At 71.7% G+C, this 14,322-nt stretch carries 19 protein-coding genes; 11 read left to right on the forward strand and 8 right to left on the reverse strand.

The genetic code is table 11. The features are described 5' to 3' along the window. Window positions 1–67: 67 nt before the first annotated feature. From AC3RKB_RS09835 to AC3RKB_RS09855, 5 genes are all read left to right on the forward strand, one after another. Window positions 68–1,015, forward strand: coding sequence for an ABC transporter substrate-binding protein (locus AC3RKB_RS09835; protein ID WP_491435904.1), 948 nt, complete (start codon window positions 68–70; stop codon window positions 1,013–1,015). Then, the gene (locus AC3RKB_RS09840; protein WP_491435905.1) at window positions 1,012–2,004 is read left to right on the forward strand and encodes an amino acid ABC transporter permease; all 993 of its coding nucleotides are present in this window, start codon (window positions 1,012–1,014) and stop codon (window positions 2,002–2,004) included. The genes AC3RKB_RS09835 and AC3RKB_RS09840 overlap by 4 nt, the downstream gene beginning before the upstream one ends. Continuing rightward, on the forward strand, window positions 2,001–2,813 hold the full coding sequence (locus AC3RKB_RS09845) for an amino acid ABC transporter ATP-binding protein (RefSeq protein WP_491435906.1): 813 nt from the start codon (window positions 2,001–2,003) through the stop codon (window positions 2,811–2,813). The genes AC3RKB_RS09840 and AC3RKB_RS09845 overlap by 4 nt, the downstream gene beginning before the upstream one ends. A 92-nt stretch (window positions 2,814–2,905) precedes the next feature. Beyond that, on the forward strand, window positions 2,906–3,256 hold the full coding sequence (locus AC3RKB_RS09850; protein WP_491435907.1) for a metallopeptidase family protein: 351 nt from the start codon (window positions 2,906–2,908) through the stop codon (window positions 3,254–3,256). A 14-nt stretch (window positions 3,257–3,270) separates the two neighbouring features. Continuing rightward, window positions 3,271–3,975, forward strand: a complete 705-nt coding sequence (locus AC3RKB_RS09855) for an SGNH/GDSL hydrolase family protein (RefSeq protein WP_491435909.1) — start codon at window positions 3,271–3,273, stop codon at window positions 3,973–3,975. Window positions 3,976–4,017: 42 nt separating this feature from the next. Here AC3RKB_RS09855 and AC3RKB_RS09860 read toward each other — a convergent pair whose 3' ends face one another. From AC3RKB_RS09860 to AC3RKB_RS09885, 6 genes are all read right to left on the reverse strand, one after another. Next, entirely contained in the window at window positions 4,018–4,371 is a 354-nt protein-coding gene (locus tag AC3RKB_RS09860) for a Fe-S protein (protein ID WP_491435910.1), read from the reverse strand. Window positions 4,372–4,452: 81 nt separating this feature from the next. Continuing rightward, window positions 4,453–4,893, reverse strand: a complete 441-nt coding sequence (locus tag AC3RKB_RS09865; RefSeq protein ID WP_491435911.1) for a VOC family protein — start codon at window positions 4,891–4,893, stop codon at window positions 4,453–4,455. 6 nt (window positions 4,894–4,899) lie between these two features. Beyond that, window positions 4,900–5,475: a dienelactone hydrolase family protein gene (locus tag AC3RKB_RS09870; protein ID WP_491435912.1), complete on the reverse strand. Its 576-nt coding sequence runs from the start codon at window positions 5,473–5,475 to the stop codon at window positions 4,900–4,902. Between the two features lie 83 nt (window positions 5,476–5,558). Continuing rightward, a complete protein-coding gene (locus AC3RKB_RS09875; RefSeq protein WP_491435913.1) occupies window positions 5,559–5,954 on the reverse strand; it encodes a hypothetical protein in 396 nt (131 codons plus the stop codon). 78 nt (window positions 5,955–6,032) lie between these two features. After that, window positions 6,033–6,581, reverse strand: a complete 549-nt coding sequence (locus AC3RKB_RS09880) for a GAF domain-containing protein (RefSeq protein ID WP_491435914.1) — start codon at window positions 6,579–6,581, stop codon at window positions 6,033–6,035. Between the two features lie 9 nt (window positions 6,582–6,590). Beyond that, a complete protein-coding gene (locus tag AC3RKB_RS09885; protein ID WP_491435915.1) occupies window positions 6,591–7,514 on the reverse strand; it encodes an EamA family transporter in 924 nt (307 codons plus the stop codon). Window positions 7,515–7,586: 72 nt separating this feature from the next. Between AC3RKB_RS09885 and AC3RKB_RS09890 the strand changes: the two genes are divergently transcribed. From AC3RKB_RS09890 to AC3RKB_RS09910, 5 genes are all read left to right on the forward strand, one after another. Then, window positions 7,587–8,528, forward strand: a complete 942-nt coding sequence (locus AC3RKB_RS09890; protein WP_491435917.1) for a LysR family transcriptional regulator — start codon at window positions 7,587–7,589, stop codon at window positions 8,526–8,528. Window positions 8,529–8,606: 78 nt separating this feature from the next. Next, a complete protein-coding gene (locus AC3RKB_RS09895) occupies window positions 8,607–9,821 on the forward strand; it encodes an MFS transporter (protein WP_491435918.1) in 1,215 nt (404 codons plus the stop codon). Window positions 9,822–9,861: 40 nt separating this feature from the next. Further along, complete coding sequence (locus AC3RKB_RS09900) at window positions 9,862–10,656, forward strand: SDR family NAD(P)-dependent oxidoreductase (RefSeq protein WP_491435919.1); 795 nt, start codon at window positions 9,862–9,864, stop codon at window positions 10,654–10,656. A gap of 49 nt (window positions 10,657–10,705) precedes the next feature. Beyond that, on the forward strand, window positions 10,706–11,188 hold the full coding sequence (locus tag AC3RKB_RS09905) for an SRPBCC family protein (protein ID WP_491435921.1): 483 nt from the start codon (window positions 10,706–10,708) through the stop codon (window positions 11,186–11,188). Next, window positions 11,185–11,499: an ArsR/SmtB family transcription factor gene (locus AC3RKB_RS09910; RefSeq protein WP_491435923.1), complete on the forward strand. Its 315-nt coding sequence runs from the start codon at window positions 11,185–11,187 to the stop codon at window positions 11,497–11,499. The genes AC3RKB_RS09905 and AC3RKB_RS09910 overlap by 4 nt, the downstream gene beginning before the upstream one ends. A gap of 90 nt (window positions 11,500–11,589) precedes the next feature. On the opposite strand, the gene AC3RKB_RS09915 is transcribed toward AC3RKB_RS09910, so the two are convergent. Then, complete coding sequence (locus AC3RKB_RS09915) at window positions 11,590–12,732, reverse strand: epoxide hydrolase family protein (protein WP_491435924.1); 1,143 nt, start codon at window positions 12,730–12,732, stop codon at window positions 11,590–11,592. 67 nt (window positions 12,733–12,799) lie between these two features. On the opposite strand from AC3RKB_RS09915, the gene AC3RKB_RS09920 reads away from it, so the two are divergent. Next, entirely contained in the window at window positions 12,800–13,753 is a 954-nt protein-coding gene (locus AC3RKB_RS09920; RefSeq protein ID WP_491435925.1) for a helix-turn-helix transcriptional regulator, read from the forward strand. An 82-nt stretch (window positions 13,754–13,835) separates the two neighbouring features. Here AC3RKB_RS09920 and AC3RKB_RS09925 read toward each other — a convergent pair whose 3' ends face one another. Then, window positions 13,836–14,213 carry a hypothetical protein gene (locus AC3RKB_RS09925; RefSeq protein WP_491435926.1) on the reverse strand — a complete coding sequence of 126 codons (378 nt, stop codon included), beginning with the start codon at window positions 14,211–14,213 and terminating at the stop codon, window positions 13,836–13,838. Between the last annotated feature and the right edge of the window lie 109 nt (window positions 14,214–14,322).

Here is a 14,322-nt window from a genome sequence, read left to right on the forward strand (position 1 = left end):
CCGCTCAGCCCGATCACCTCGATCACCTCGATCACCCCGCTCACCTCGACTGACGAAGGAGTCACTCATGATCACCCGCTTCATCCCCGCGCTCGGCGCGACCGCCGTCGTCGCGGCACTCGCACTCACCGGATGCTCCGGACTCACGGCCTCGGCCGGGACCGCCGGCACCGGCACGGCCGGCGGCGGCGCCGACGTTCCGATGGGCGACGAGGTCTCGACGACCGCCGACCCCGAGCTGGCGGCGCTGCTGCCCGACGCGATCGTCGAGAAGGGGCGCCTCGACATCGCCGTCGACATCCCCTTCCCGCCCATGGCGATGTACGACGACACGAACCGCGAGATCGGCTTCGACCCCGAGCTCGGCCGGCTCATCGGCCAGAAGCTCGACATCGACGTCTCGATCAACAAGCAGGCGTTCGACTCGGTGATCCCGTCGCTGCAGGCCGGCAAGAACGACCTCATCATGAGCGGCATGAACGACACCCCGGAGCGGCAGGAGACGCTGAACTTCGTCGACTACACGCACGGTGGGTTCGCCATCCTCGTGAATGCCGGCAACGAGGCGGACATCACCACCCAGTCCGACCTCTGCGGCAAGACCGTCTCGGTGCAGAAGGCGACCGTGCAGGGCGACCTGCTGCGGGCCATGGACTGCGGGTCGAGCCCGGTGCAGGTGACCGAGCTGCCCTCCGACCTCGACGCGCAGACCGCACTGCGGGCCGGCAAGAGCGACGCGTACGTCGCCGATGCCGTCGTGGCCGAGTACGCGGCCGCGACCACGGACGACGGCGAGGCGTTCGACGTCGTGCGCGACCCCGAGAACCCGGCCGGCTTCTCGCCCGTCTACAGCGGCATCGGCATCCTGAAGGGTGACGCGGAGCTCACCGAGGCGATCCGGCAGGCGCTCCAGGCCCTCATCGACGAGGGCGCCTACCAGGAGGTGCTCGAGCGCAACAACATCGGCGCCTACGCGGTCGAGTCGGCCGAGGTGAACCAGGGGGCCGAGTCGTGACGGCCCTCCGTCCGTCGGCGGCGCCGGCTTCGGTCCCTCCGCCCGCGCTCGACGCGACCGACGACGACATCGTCGCGATCCCGCTGCGCCGGCCGTGGCGCTGGATCGGCGGAGCGGCGGTGCTCGTGCTCGCCGCCTCGTTCGCGGCATCCGTCCTCACGAACCCGAACATCGACTTCGAGGCCATCGGCTCGTTCCTGTTCGACCCGCGCATCATCGACGGCGTCGGCCTGACGCTGCTGATCACGCTCATCGCGATGGTCGTGTCGACGCTGCTCGCGATCGTGGTCGCCGGGATGCGGCTCTCGTCGAACCCGGTGCTCGTCGCGGTCGCCTGGTTCTACGTCTGGGTGTTCCGCGGCACGCCGCTGCTCGTGCAGATCGTGCTCTGGGGCTACCTCGGCCTCCTGTACGAGAGCATCACCGTCGGCATCCCGTTCACCGACATCGCCTTCTGGCAGGCCGACACGAACGCGCTGATCAGCGCGTTCACCGCGGGCCTGCTCGCGCTGACCCTCAACCAGGCGGCGTACTCGTCCGAGATCGTGCGCGCCGGCATGCTCTCGGTCGACGAAGGCCAGCGCGAGGCGGCTGCGTCGCTCGGGATGTCGCCGCTGTACACGTTCCGTCGCGTGCTGCTGCCGCAGGCCATGCGCGTGATCATCCCGCCGATGGGCAACGAGACCATCTCGATGCTGAAGAACACGTCGCTGCTCTCGGTCATCGCGGTGCTCGAGCTCTACACCGCGGCGACGGTCATCTCGTCGCAGAACCTCAAGCAGGTCGAGCTGCTCATCGTCGCGAGCCTCTGGTACCTGATCCTCACGAGCATCCTCTCCATCCCGCAGTACTACCTCGAGCGCCGGTTCGGGCGCGGTTCGAGCCGCTCCCTTCCGCCCACCCCGCTGCAGCGGCTCCGCCGCGCGATCGATTCCCGTCGACCGGGGCCGGCTCCGGCGCCCGTGACCAAGGAGGTCCGAGTCGTATGACCACCATCGCCACCGCGCCGGGCGGCCCTGCCGCCGGCGCCGCCGCGACCCGGCCGCTCGTCGAGATCCGCCGCGTGCGCAAGAGCTTCGGCGCCCACCAGGTGCTCCGCGACATCTCGCTCGAGGTGCCCGAGGGCACGGTGACCGTGCTGCTCGGGCCGTCCGGGTCGGGCAAGTCGACCCTCCTGCGGTGCATCAACCACCTCGAGACGATCGATGGCGGACGCATCATCGTCGACGGCGAGCTCATCGGCTATCGCCAGGCCGGCCACGCGACGCATGAGATGAGCCCGCGCCAGATCGCCCGCCAACGGCGCGGCATCGGCATGGTGTTCCAGCGGTTCAACCTGTTCCCGCACATGACCGCGCTCGAGAACATCACCGAGGCCCCGGTGGGCATCGCCAAGATGCCGAGCGCGAAGGCCAAGGCGCGTGCCCGCGAACTGCTCGATCGCGTCGGCCTCGCCGACTTCGCGGGCCACTACCCGTCGCAGCTCTCCGGCGGCCAGCAGCAGCGCGTCGCGATCGCCCGCGCGCTCGCGATGAGCCCGAAGCTGATGCTCTTCGACGAGCCGACCTCGGCCCTCGACCCCGAACTGGTCGGCGACGTGCTCGACGTCATGCGCGAGCTCGCCGATGACGGCATGACCATGATCGTGGTGACGCACGAGATCGGCTTCGCGCGCGGCGTCGCCGACCAGGTCGTGTTCATGGACGGCGGCGTGGTCGTCGAGTCGGGCACGGCCGCGGCGGTGATCGACACGCCGCAGCGCCAGCGCACGCGGAACTTCCTCGAAAGCGTGCGGTAGCGGGGGCGCGGGCGGGAGCGCCCGCGCCCCTGCGCGCGCGGGCGCCCGCGCCCCCGAGCGCGTCGGCGCCGGCGAGCGCGCACAATGGGCACATGGTCGAGATCAGCGACGACGACTTCGAGCGGATGGTCGTCGAGGAGTTCGACGCCCTCCCCGACGACATGGTCCGCGGGCTCGAGAACATCGCGATCGTCGTCGAGAACCAGCCGGTGGGGGAGCGGCCGCGGCTGTTCGGGCAGTACCGCGGGCATCCGCTGACCAAGCGAGGGGTGTACGGCTTCGGGGAGCTGCCCGACCGGATCACGCTCTACAAGAACAACCTGCAGGAGCACAGCGCCGATCTCGACGCGCTGCGGGCGCGGGTCCGGGTCACGCTCGTGCACGAGATCGGCCACTACTTCGGGCTCGACGACGCTCGGCTCCGAGAGCTCGGCTGGGCGTAGGAGCGTCGAGGCGAATGGATGGCGCGGTAGCGACGCTTCGCTCGGGAGTCCGGGTCGCCGGGCTCGCGCTCGTCGCGACGGCGTGCGTCGTGCTGCTCGGCTGCGCGCCGGCCTCGGCGCCGGGCGCGCCGGGCGCGCCCCGCTCTGCGGCGGAGGCGCCCGCGCCATCCGATTCGACCGCGAACGGAACCGCCTTCGCCGCCGTCGGCGACTCGATCACCGACGCGGACAGCCCCGACTTCGCCGCCGGCGACCTCGGGCCGTCGTCCTGGGCGACGTACGTGCGCGAGGCCGGGTTCGGGTTCGCCGGCGGCTGGGCGGAGTGGGGTGCCACCACGGCCCGCATGGCGGATGCGGTGGCGCCTGTCGACGCCGGCACGCTCGTGCTGCTCGCGGGCACGAACGACGTCGCGTTCGGCGTGCCGTTCGCCGAGACCTCCGCGAACCTCGACCGGATCGTCGAGACGGTCGGCATCGAGGAGGTCGTCGTCGCTTCCGTCCCGCCGATGGACGCTCTCCCCTCGGGCGCGGTGGAGCTCAACGAGCGGCTCGAGCAGCTGGCGGACACCCGCGGATGGCGGTTCGTCGACGCCTCCGCGGGCCTGCGAACCGACGACGGCCGGTTCCGCCCGGGCATGTCGCTCGACGGACTGCACCCGTCCGAGGAGGGTGCGCGAGTGCTCGGCGCGGCGATCGCGGAGGCGCTGCGAGACGGATGACACGGTGGGGCGAGCCATCCGCCCGCAGGCGACTTCGACGGCTCAGCGCCAGAGCACCGCGATTCCCGCGTTGACGAGGGTCAGGATGCCGATCCCCCAGAAGATCGCCGGCGGCACCGAGCCGCTCTTGCGCTGGCGGCCGGCGCCGATGCCGAGGAGCGCGCCGATGACGATCAGGATCACGAGCTTCGTGGCGATCTTGGCGTAGTTCAGGTCGTACTCGATGCCCCACGGCGCCGCGAGTGCGAGCCCCGCGACCGCCGCGATCGCGAGGCCCCAATTCATGACGCGCGTGATGCCCCGCTTGCCGTTGACCAGTTCGACGACCCACGCGCCGAACAACACGGCGAAGCCGACGAGGTGGATGAGCAGGACGATGCCGCGGAGGGTTTCCATGCCCGAAGGTTACCGGGGGTGCGGGTGCCCCGGCGCGTGCGGCGGCGGTGAGGTGCGCGCCCGACCTGCTCCGCCCCCTGCTCAGCCGATCTGTTCGGCCAGCGCGACGATGATCCCCGCCGGCCCGCGCAGGTAGCAGAGCCGGTAGACGTCCTCGTAGTTCGCGACCTCGCGCAGCAGCTCGGCACCGTGCGGGCGCAGCCGGGCGAGGGTGTCGTCGAGGTCGTCGACGGCGAACATCACGCGGTGCAGGCCCAGCGTGTTGGGCGGCAGCGCCGGGGGCGTGGGGGCGGATGCCTCGGGGTGCAGGTACTTCGTCAGCTCGAGTCGGCCGTGGCCGTCGGGCGTGCGCATCATCGCGATCTCGCTGCGGATGCCGTCGAGCCCGACGGTCTGGTCGGCGAAGGCGCCCTCGATGTGCGCGCGCCCTTCGAGTTCCATGCCGAGCTCGGCGAAGAACGCGATCGCCGCGTCGAGGTCGTCGACGACGATGGCGACGTTGTCCAGGCGCTGGATGGTCATGACGTGTCAGCTCACTCGGGCGAGGAGGTCGAGCACGCGTCGCGTGAGGAGCGTCGCGGCGCCGTGGTCGTAGCTCGGCAGGGTCGAGTCGGCGAAGTAGTGCCGGTCGCCGGGGTAGAGGAAGAGTTCGGCGTCGTCCGCCGCCGCGACGAGCTCGCGGGCGGCGTCGACGTCGCCCTCGCCGACGAAGATCGGATCGGCATCCATTCCGTGGATCTGGACCGCGACGCCATCCGGCCACGTCCCGAACTCCGAGACGGGCACGCAGGAGTAGAGGAGCACGGCGCCCCTCGCGCCGGCGCGGGTCTGCGCGAGCATCTGCGCGGGGACGACGCCGAGCGACATCCCCACGTAGACGAGTGCGTTCGGCAGCGACGCGGCCGCGCGTTCGCCGCGGGCCATGATCTCGCCCCAACCGACCTCGCCGGCGTATCCGACGCCCGCCTCGATCGAGTCGAAGGTGCGCCCGTCGAACAGGTCGGGCGTGTGGACCGTGTGGTCCGCCTGGCGCAGCTCATCCGCGAAGGCATCAACCCCCTCGGTCAACCCCAGTGCGTGATGGAAGAGCAGTACCTCGGCCATCGGCCCATTGTGCACCTCGAGGTCTGTCGCGTCGAAGGGTTGACCCGCGACGCTCGCGAGAGTCGTCGACGGGCAGCGGGGCGCTACATCATCGACTGCAACAGCTGCGTGGCCCGCTGGTTGTCGCTCGTCGCGAGGACGACGCGGTTCCTGGAGGCCACGTAGACGAGGCTGATGTTGATCCCGGCGTCGGCGATCGCGCGCGCCATCTCACCGAACCTCCCCGGTGTGTCGAGGTCGGGCTCGGGGAGCGCCGGACTGACGATCACGTCGGTCTCTGCCTGGACCGCGATCCCCGCGCCCTCGAGCGCGGCTCGTGCTCCCGCGACATCCTCGACGAGGACATGGACGTTGGCCGTCCCGCCGTCCATCGTCGCGCAGAGGCCCTCGATGTTGACCCCCGCGTTCCCGAGCGCCTCGCCGAGTCGAGCCCCTTCGCCTGGCCGGTCCGTGAGGGTGACCTTGAGATTCTTCGCCATGGCGGCACCTCCTTCTCGGATGTCTCAGGTCTTCGCCCGCGCACTGGACGCGTCAACGCCTCGCCGACGCCGCGAGCGTTAGGTCGACCGCTGGGCGGCCAGTCGAAGGGCGTCGAGCGTTTCGCCGATGAGCGCAGCGAGTTCGCGGATGTTCGCCTCGTCGGATTCGTCGAAGTCGCGCCCACCGCTCTTGTCGCTCAGTTGCAGCATGCCGTGCTTTCGACCGTCGTCGCTGCAGACACTCGTGGCCAGCCATCCGCGCATCGGCGGGTGGGCGTCGGCGAACGCACCGAAGCCCCGGTAGAGCGGATGCGACACCACCTCGGCGTCGCTCAGGCGGATGACCTCGCCGGGTGGGATCCTCATCCCGTGCAGGCCGTCGCCCTTCGGGTCGACTCGGAAGTCACGGAACGCTGCGTACTTCTCACTCATGCTGAAGTACTTGCGTGCCTGCGACCTGTCGTCGCCGATCCAGAGCTTGGCGGCCGCCAATTCGGCACCGGTCAGCGCGCGGGCGATGTGGCAGGTGCGGCGCAGAACCGCGTCGAGCCGGGCGGCGAGCTCCGGTTCGAGCGAGCCGGCCGCCAGGATCGGGGTGATCTCGATTCCGACCTCACCGGGGTCCATTGCACCAAACTAGCGCGCCAGCGCGCCGCCCACGTCGACGACCGCGACGGTCTCGCCGCGTCGGCGCCGCCCCGGCGCGTTCGCAACGAACACCCCGGCCACGAGCACCGCCCCGCCGACGGTCTCCCACACGTTCGGCACCTGGCCGAGCAGCAGGGCAGCGGATGCCATGGCCACGACGGGCGCGAGCAGCACCCACGGCACGACCGACGCCGAGCGGTTGCGGGCGAGCAGCCCGTTGAAGATCGCGTAGCCGACGAGCGTGCAGAGGCCCGCCGTGTAGAGCGTCGACAGCGCAGGCCGCCACCCGAACGCCTCGATGCCGGCCCCGATCGCGTCGGGCCCCTCGATGAGCGCCGACAGGCCGAGCGCCGGCAGCGGCACGACCAGCGACGACCACACCGTGAGCGAGAGCGCGCCGAAGCGGCGCGCGGGCGCGACCGGCCCGGCCCGGCGCGCCACGACGTTCCCGACCGCCCAGGACAGCGCGGCGAGCAGGCACAGCACGACCGCGAGCGCGGGTGCGTCGCCGCCGCGCCCCAGCGCCACCACGCCGAGCCCGACGGTCCCGAGACCGACCCCCGCCACCTGCAGGCGCGAAGGCCGCTCGCGCAGCGCGAGCGCGGCGACCACGATCGTCAGCACGACCTGCGCCTGCAGCAGCAGCGCCGCGATGCCGGGCTGCAGCCCGAGCGCGATCGAGGTGTAGAGCAGCGCGAACTGCCCGAGGCTCATGAAGATTCCGACGCCCACGACGGTCCGCCAGCTCGCGAGCGGGCGCGGCACGACGACCACCGCGAGGGCGACGACGGCGAACCGCACGGCGACGAAGAACAGCGGCGGGATGCCATCCATGCCCCAGTCGATCACGACGAAGTTGAAGCCCCACATCGTCGCCACGGCGGCGGCCAGCAGCATGTCGCGTCTCGTCATGCTCCCACTCCAGCGCGTGCCATCCGGAAACACCAGCGATCATTTCTTCGCGCGAATCGGTAGCATTGCTGCATGATTGATCTCGAAGCCGTGGTCGCGCTGCGTGCGGTGGCCACGAACGGCAGCGTCGCGGCGGCGGCCGACGCGCTCGGGTTCACGCCCTCGGCGGTGTCGCAGCAGATCAAGCGCCTCGAGCGCGGCACGCGCGTGTCCCTGCTCGAGCGCGCCGGGCGCGGCGTCGTGCTGACGGATGCCGGGCGCCACCTCGTCACGTCATCCGCGAGCGTGCTCGCCGACCTCGAGCGCATCGAGGCCGACCTGCAGCTCACGGGCATCACCCCGGGTGCGGATGCCACGGCACCCCGCCGCATCACGGGCGAGGTGCGCGTCGGCGCGTTCTCGACCGCCGTGCGCGGCCTGCTCACCGGCGTGCTCGCGGGCCTGCAGCGCGAGCACCCGGAGCTGCGGGTGCCGCTGCGCGAGAGCGAGCCGTGGGAGACCGTCGCCCTCGTGGCATCCGGCCAGCGCGACCTCGGCATCGTGCACCGCTGGGGCGGCGTGGCGCTCGCGATGCCCGAGCACCTCGTCGAGACGCCCCTGTTCACGGATGTCGCGGACGTGATCCTCCGACGCGAGCACCCGCTCGCCGACCGCACCGAGCTGACTCCCGCCGATCTCGCCGACGAGCGCTGGATCGCGACCTTCGACTCGACCATCTGCCGGCAGTGGCTGCGCCGCCTGTTCGACGGCGTCGCGAACGCGCCGCGCATCGTGCACGAGTCGATGGAGTTCGAGAACCACCTCGAGCTCGTGCGCGCCGGCCTCGGGGTCGCGCTCGTGCCGCGCCTCGGCCGGCCGCCGCTGCACCCTGAGCTCGTGGCGATCCCGACCGTGCGCCCCGCGTCGACGCGCGACATCGCGGCCGTGCACCGCCGCAGCCAGGCGGACTCGCCCGCGCTGCAGGCGGTGCTCGATGCGGTGCGGGAGAGCGCGGTGGGGCGCGGAGGCGCGTAGGCGCGGCTGACTGCAACTCAGGGGTTGCGCGTCATCCCATTTAATGCAACCATCGAGTTGCATGAGAGAGGACGCCACATGACCCCGAACACGACCCGCATTCCGACCCGGACCGCCACCGCCACCGCGCGCACCGTGCTCGCCGTGCTGTTCGCCGGCGCAATCCTGATGGGCTGCGCCGAGATGCTCGTGGTCGGCATGATCGACCTGATCGCCGACGACCTGGCCGTCTCCGTGCCCGCCGCGGGCGCGCTGGTCACCGCGAACGCGATGGGTTTGGCGATCGGTGGCCCACTGCTCACGTTCCTGACGACGCGATTCGACCGGCGCCGGGTGCTGCTCGCCGCGACGACGGCGTTCGTCATCGCCAACGTGCTGCCGGCGCTGCTCGGCGCCGACTACCCGGTCTTCCTCGTCGCGCGGGTCGCGATCGGCGCGGTGCAGGGACTGTTCATCGCCGCCGCGATGACCACCGCCACCTCGGTGGTCCCGGCCGATCGCGCCGGCCGCGCGATGGCCGTCATCATCTCCGGCTTCGCGTTGTCGAGCGCGCTCGGCGTCCCGCTGGGCACGCTGCTCGGGCAAGCGATCGGATGGCGCGGCGCCTTCGTCGCCGTGGTCGTGGTCGGCATCGTGGTGCGGATCCTCGCGGGCGCCGTCCTCCCCTCCGTATCGACGCCGCGCGACGTCGGCGCGCTCGGGCAGGCGCGGCACGCCTTCGCGCCTCGCGTGCTCGCGGTCCTGGCGGTGAGCATCCTGACGTTCGCGGCGATGCTGACGGCGATCACGTACCTGGTGCCGTTCCTCGGCGAGGTGACGGATGTCGCGGGCCCGGCCGTGTCGGCATTCCTCCTCGTCTACGGCGCCGCGACGGCGATCGGCTCGTTCGCCGGCGGACGCTTCGCCGACGCGAACGCGCCTCGCATGCTCATCGTGGGCGCGATCGGCGTGACCATCTCGCTCCTCGCGCTGCTCATCGTGGGAGCCCAGCCGTGGCTCGTGGCCATCGCCGTGTTCGGGGTGGGGCTCTTCGGCATGGCCACGGGCCCGTCGATCCAGCACCGCGTGGTCGCGCTCGCCGGCCCCGGTGCGCCGCTCGCCTCGGCGCTTCCCGCGTCGGCGGTGAACCTCGGCATCGCGCTCGGCGCCTCCGCCGGCGGCGCGGCGATCGGCATCGGCGGGGTGCACCTCGCCGTGGTCGTGGCATCCGCCATCGGGATCGCGGCGATCGCCGCGGCCTGGGCGACCAGCGCGCTGCAACCCGGCGTCGCGGCATCCGTCGCCACTCGATGACCGAAGGACAGAACCGCAGGACCGGAAGAAGGGAACCGTCATGTTGCTCGAGGACAAGGTCGCCGTGATCCACGGCGGCGGGGGATCGATCGGCGCCGCCGCGGCGCGGGCCTTCGCCCGAGAGGGAGCGAGGGTGTTCCTCGCGGGGCGCAGCCTGCCACGGCTCGAGTCCGCGGCATCCGCTGCTCGCTCGTTCGGGGGCACCGTCGAGGTCGACGTGGTCGACGCGATGGACCAGGTCGCCGTCGACCGGCATGTCGACGCGGTGACGGATGCCGCGGGGCGCGTCGACATCGCCCTGAACGCCGTGGGTTTCGACCACGTGCAGGGCCTCGCGATCGGCGACACGTCGCTCGCCGACTACCTGCACCCCGTCACGGGCTACCTGCAGACGAACTTCGTGACGGCGAAGGCGGTCTCACGGCCGATGATCGCGCAGGGCAGCGGCGTGATCCTCACGGTCTCGACGCCGGGCGCGCGACTGACGGGCCGCGGGCTCATCGGCAACGCGGCGCAGAGTGCCGGGCTGGAGGGGTTCTCGCGGGCCCTCGCCGGAGAGCTCGGGCCGGCCGGCGTGCGGGTGGTGTGCGTGCGGCCGCACGCGATGCGCGACGCGCTCGAGACGTCGTACACGCGCGAGATGTTCGGGCGGATCGCCGCTGACTCCGGCATCGACTTCGACGAGTGGATGGACGGCCTCGTCGGCATGACGCTGCTCGGCCGGCTGCCGACCCTCGATGACGTCGCCGAGTATCTCGCGTTCGCGGCATCCGACCGCGCCGGATCGATGACGGGCGTGATCTCGAACCTCACGGCGGGCGCGCTCGTCGACTGAACCACCTCCTGCAACCTCGCTATTGCACCACCTGACGAAAGGAACCAACATGGACCGCATGACCGACAACCCCGCCGCCGTGATCGACGAGCGCGAGTTCACCGTGCGCCGCAGCGTGCACATCGACGCCCCCGTCGAGAAGGTATGGGCCGCCGTCACCGACCCCGCGCACATCTCGCAGTGGTTCGGGCAGGCCGTGTTCGACGGCGCCGGCGCCGGCGCGCGCGGGACGCTGACCTTCCCGGGCGACCACGTCGTCCCGATCCGCGTCGAGGCGATCGACCCGCAACGCTCGGTGTCGTACCGCTGGGCCAGCGGCGACGCCCCGGCGGACCGCGCCGCCGAGCTCGCGCCCGAGCACTCGACCGTCTTCACGATGACGCTCGAGCCGGTACCGGATGGCACCTGGCTCACCGTCGTCGAGACGGGGTTCGAGCATCTCGCCGACCCGGCCGCGCACCTCGAGGACCACCGTGGTGGATGGAACGGCGAACTCGACAAGCTCGTCGCGCTCCTCGAGGGCGGCTCGTGACCGCAGCCCTGGTTCCCGTGTTCGCGGCGCTCGGCGACGAGACGCGGTGGAGCATCCTGGCCGCGCTCGGCGAGGGCGACGCCTCGGCGTCGGCCCTCGCCGGGCGCCTGCCCGTGACCCGTCAGGCGATCGCGAAGCACCTCGCCGTGCTGGCCGAGGTCGGTCTCGTCGAACCGGTACGCGTCGGCCGCGAGGTGCGCTACCGGGTGGTCGGGTCGTCGCTCAGCGAGACCGCCCGTCGGCTCGACGCCATCGGCGCCCAGTGGGACCGCCGCCTGGCCGACATCAAGCGGATCGCGGAGGAGTTGTAGCGCGCTCGATGGTGCGCGACGCAGCGGCGCCCGCCCGGATCGACCGGGCGGGCGCGTCCTCGGGTGAGGCAGGCGCGGTTGGCGGATGCCTCAGCGCCGCGACGCGAAGAACGCCGCGATGTCGCCCGCCAGCACGTCGGGCACCTCGAGGACGGCGAAGTGCCCGCCCTCGGGGAACCGGCTCCAGTGCACGATCGCGTCGTTGTCGCGCTCGGCGAAGACCCGGATGGTCTGGAAGTCGTCGGCGAACACGGCGACGCCCGTCGGCGCGTGGTTGACGGCCGGCTCGGGCTCGTCCTGCGCGTTCTCGTAGTACGCCCGGCTCATGCCCGCCGCCGAGTTGGTGAACCAGGCGATGCTCACGGCAGTGAGGATGGCGTCGAGCGGCACCTTCGACGTGCCGTTGCCGAACGACTCGAACAGCTCGCTGTAGGCCAGCAGTCCGACGGGCGAGTCGCTGAGCGCGGCCGCGATCGTCTGCGGGCGCGACGCGTTCATGGTGTTGTATCCGCCGACCTTCTGGAACCACTGCATGTGCTCGAGGCCGGCGTAGTCGGCCGGCTCGAGCCGCTCGAACTCGCTCGGGTCGCCCGAGGGGAACGAGAAGAGCTGCAGCACGTGCAGGCCCAGGAAGCCCTCGGGCTCGAGCAGGCCGAGCTCCCGCGCGACCATCGCGCCGTTGTCGGAGCCGTGCACGCCGTACCGCTCGTAGCCGAGGCGGCGCATGAGGGTGTCGTACGCGCGGGCGACGCGTCGGGTGGTCCAACCCGATTCGCGCACCGGGTTCGAGAAGCCGAAGCCCGGGGCATCCGGGATCACGAGGGTGAACGCGTCCTCGGCGCGGCCGCCGTGCGCGACCGGGTCGACGAGTCGGTCGACGAGGTCGAGGTAGTCGGCGGACGACCCGGGGTAGGTGTGGGCCAGCAGGAGCGGGGTCGCCCCGGGATGCGGGGAGACGACGTGGATGAAGTGGATCGGCTGTCCGTCGATCTCGGTGATGAAGTTCGGCAGGGCGTTGATACGCGCCTCGACGGCGCGCCAGTCGAAGGATGCCCACTGCTCGACGGCGTCGCGCAGGTAGTGGTTCGGGGTGCCGGTGGTCCAGTCGTCGGCGGGCGCCGCCTGGGGCAGGCGGGTGCGGGCGAGGCGGTCGGCCAGGTCGTCGAGGTCGGCCTGCGGCACGGCGACGGTGAAGGGGCGGATGTCGGTCTGCGATGCGGTGGTGGTGTTCATGTCTCCGACGGTACGGTCGAGAGCGGAAAGGATCGTTCCTGATGAACCGAACTCGTCGGAGGCACTCGTGACGGACACCGCGGGCCGCCTGCTCGCCCTCCTCGGCCTGCTGCAGTCGCGCCCGACGTGGTCGGGTCCCGAGCTCGCCGAGCGGCTCGGCGTCACGACCCGCACCATCCGGAACGACGTCGAACGCCTGCGCGCCCTCGACTATCCCGTCGAGGCGAGGCGCGGGTCGATCGGCGGGTACCGGCTCGGCGCGGGCGGGCGACTCCCGCCGCTGCTCCTCGACGACGAGGAGGCGGTCGCCGTCGCCATCGGTCTGCGCGCGGCGACCGGCGTCGCGGGCGTCGGCGAGTCCAGCCGGCGCGCGCTCGCGAAGCTCGAACAGGTGCTGCCGCCGCGCCTGCGGCCGACGGTCGAGGCCGTTGCGACCGTCATCGACCGTGCCCCCGAGAACAACGACACGGATGCCCCCGACCCCGAGGTCGACCCCGAGGTGCTGCGGGCGATCGCCACCGCCATCCGCTCGGTCGAATGGCTGCGCTTCGACTACGACGAGGTGCCGCGGCTCGTCGAGCCCTATCGGCTGCTCGCGTGGCTGCGGCGCTGGTACCTCGTCGCACGCGATCCGGAGTCAGGGGAGTGGGACGTGTTCCGCGCCGACCGCGTGCGCCCGCGCATGCCGACGCGGCGGCGGTTCGAACCGCGGCTCGTGCCCGGCGGCGACTACACCGCGTTCACGATGCGCCAGGTCGCGGTGAGCGGATGGAACGTGCACGCCCGCGTGCGCGTCGCCGCATCGGCATCCGCGGTGCTGGACCGCATCCACCCCGCCGTCGGCATCGTCGAGGAGATCTCGGCGGATGAGTCCATGCTGCTCGCGGGCGCCGACAGCCTCGACACGATCGCCGCGTACATCGGCATGCTCGGCATGGACTTCATGGTCGAGTCGCCCTCGGAGCTGCGCGACCTGCTCCGCGTCTACGCCGACCGCTACCGGCGGGCCGCCGACGGCTGAGCTGCCCGCGGGCCGGCAGTCGCGTCCACGGCGGACGGGCCACGGGACGTCGCCCATTCCCGCAGCCTGCGCGCCGGTCAGCTCACATCATCGATTGGAGCAGCTGCGTGGCTCGTTGGTTGTCGCTCGTGGCGAGGACGACGCGGTTCCTCGAGGCCACATAGACGAGGGAGATGTTGATGCCGGCGTCGGCGAGCGCCCGTGCCATCGCGCCGAACCGGCCCGGCGTGTCCAGGTCGGGTTCGGACAGGGCGGGGGAGACGAGTACGTCGGTCTCGGCATCGACCGTCATGCCTGCACCCTCGAGTGCGGTCCTCGCGCCGGCAGCGTCATCGACCAGGATGTGGACAGCGCTCCTCCCTCCGCTGGATACGGCGCAGAGGCCCTCGATGTTGACGCCCGCTCGGCCGAGGGCTTCGCCGACTCGCGCGCCTTCGCCCGGCATGTCGTCGAGGTTCACCAGGAGATCCTTCGCCATGGCGCACCTCCTTTCGGATGCCTCAGGTCTACGCCCGAGCCGGCGGTGCGTCAATGCGCGGTTGCCCTCGGTGGCGGAACCGGGTGCAGGC

The organism is Agromyces capsici (assembly GCF_058349965.1).

Bases quoted from the DNA above. Each gene is read 5' to 3' on its own strand.
- AC3RKB_RS09880 (WP_491435914.1), bottom strand. From the start codon at position 6,581: ATGGACCCCGGTGAGGTCGGAATCGAGATCACCCCGATCCTGGCGGCC.
- AC3RKB_RS09915 (WP_491435924.1), bottom strand. From the start codon at position 12,732: ATGAACACCACCACCGCATCGCAGACCGACATCCGCCCCTTCACCGTC.
- AC3RKB_RS09845 (WP_491435906.1), top strand. From the start codon at position 2,001: ATGACCACCATCGCCACCGCGCCGGGCGGCCCTGCCGCCGGCGCCGCC.
- AC3RKB_RS09860 (WP_491435910.1), bottom strand. From the start codon at position 4,371: ATGGAAACCCTCCGCGGCATCGTCCTGCTCATCCACCTCGTCGGCTTC.
- AC3RKB_RS09870 (WP_491435912.1), bottom strand. From the start codon at position 5,475: ATGGCCGAGGTACTGCTCTTCCATCACGCACTGGGGTTGACCGAGGGG.
- AC3RKB_RS09895 (WP_491435918.1), top strand. From the start codon at position 8,607: ATGACCCCGAACACGACCCGCATTCCGACCCGGACCGCCACCGCCACC.
- AC3RKB_RS09875 (WP_491435913.1), bottom strand. From the start codon at position 5,954: ATGGCGAAGAATCTCAAGGTCACCCTCACGGACCGGCCAGGCGAAGGG.
- AC3RKB_RS09850 (WP_491435907.1), top strand. From the start codon at position 2,906: ATGGTCGAGATCAGCGACGACGACTTCGAGCGGATGGTCGTCGAGGAG.
- AC3RKB_RS09835 (WP_491435904.1), top strand. From the start codon at position 68: ATGATCACCCGCTTCATCCCCGCGCTCGGCGCGACCGCCGTCGTCGCG.
- AC3RKB_RS09890 (WP_491435917.1), top strand. From the start codon at position 7,587: ATGATTGATCTCGAAGCCGTGGTCGCGCTGCGTGCGGTGGCCACGAAC.
- AC3RKB_RS09885 (WP_491435915.1), bottom strand. From the start codon at position 7,514: ATGACGAGACGCGACATGCTGCTGGCCGCCGCCGTGGCGACGATGTGG.
- AC3RKB_RS09865 (WP_491435911.1), bottom strand. From the start codon at position 4,893: ATGACCATCCAGCGCCTGGACAACGTCGCCATCGTCGTCGACGACCTC.
- AC3RKB_RS09905 (WP_491435921.1), top strand. From the start codon at position 10,706: ATGGACCGCATGACCGACAACCCCGCCGCCGTGATCGACGAGCGCGAG.
- AC3RKB_RS09855 (WP_491435909.1), top strand. From the start codon at position 3,271: ATGGATGGCGCGGTAGCGACGCTTCGCTCGGGAGTCCGGGTCGCCGGG.
- AC3RKB_RS09900 (WP_491435919.1), top strand. From the start codon at position 9,862: ATGTTGCTCGAGGACAAGGTCGCCGTGATCCACGGCGGCGGGGGATCG.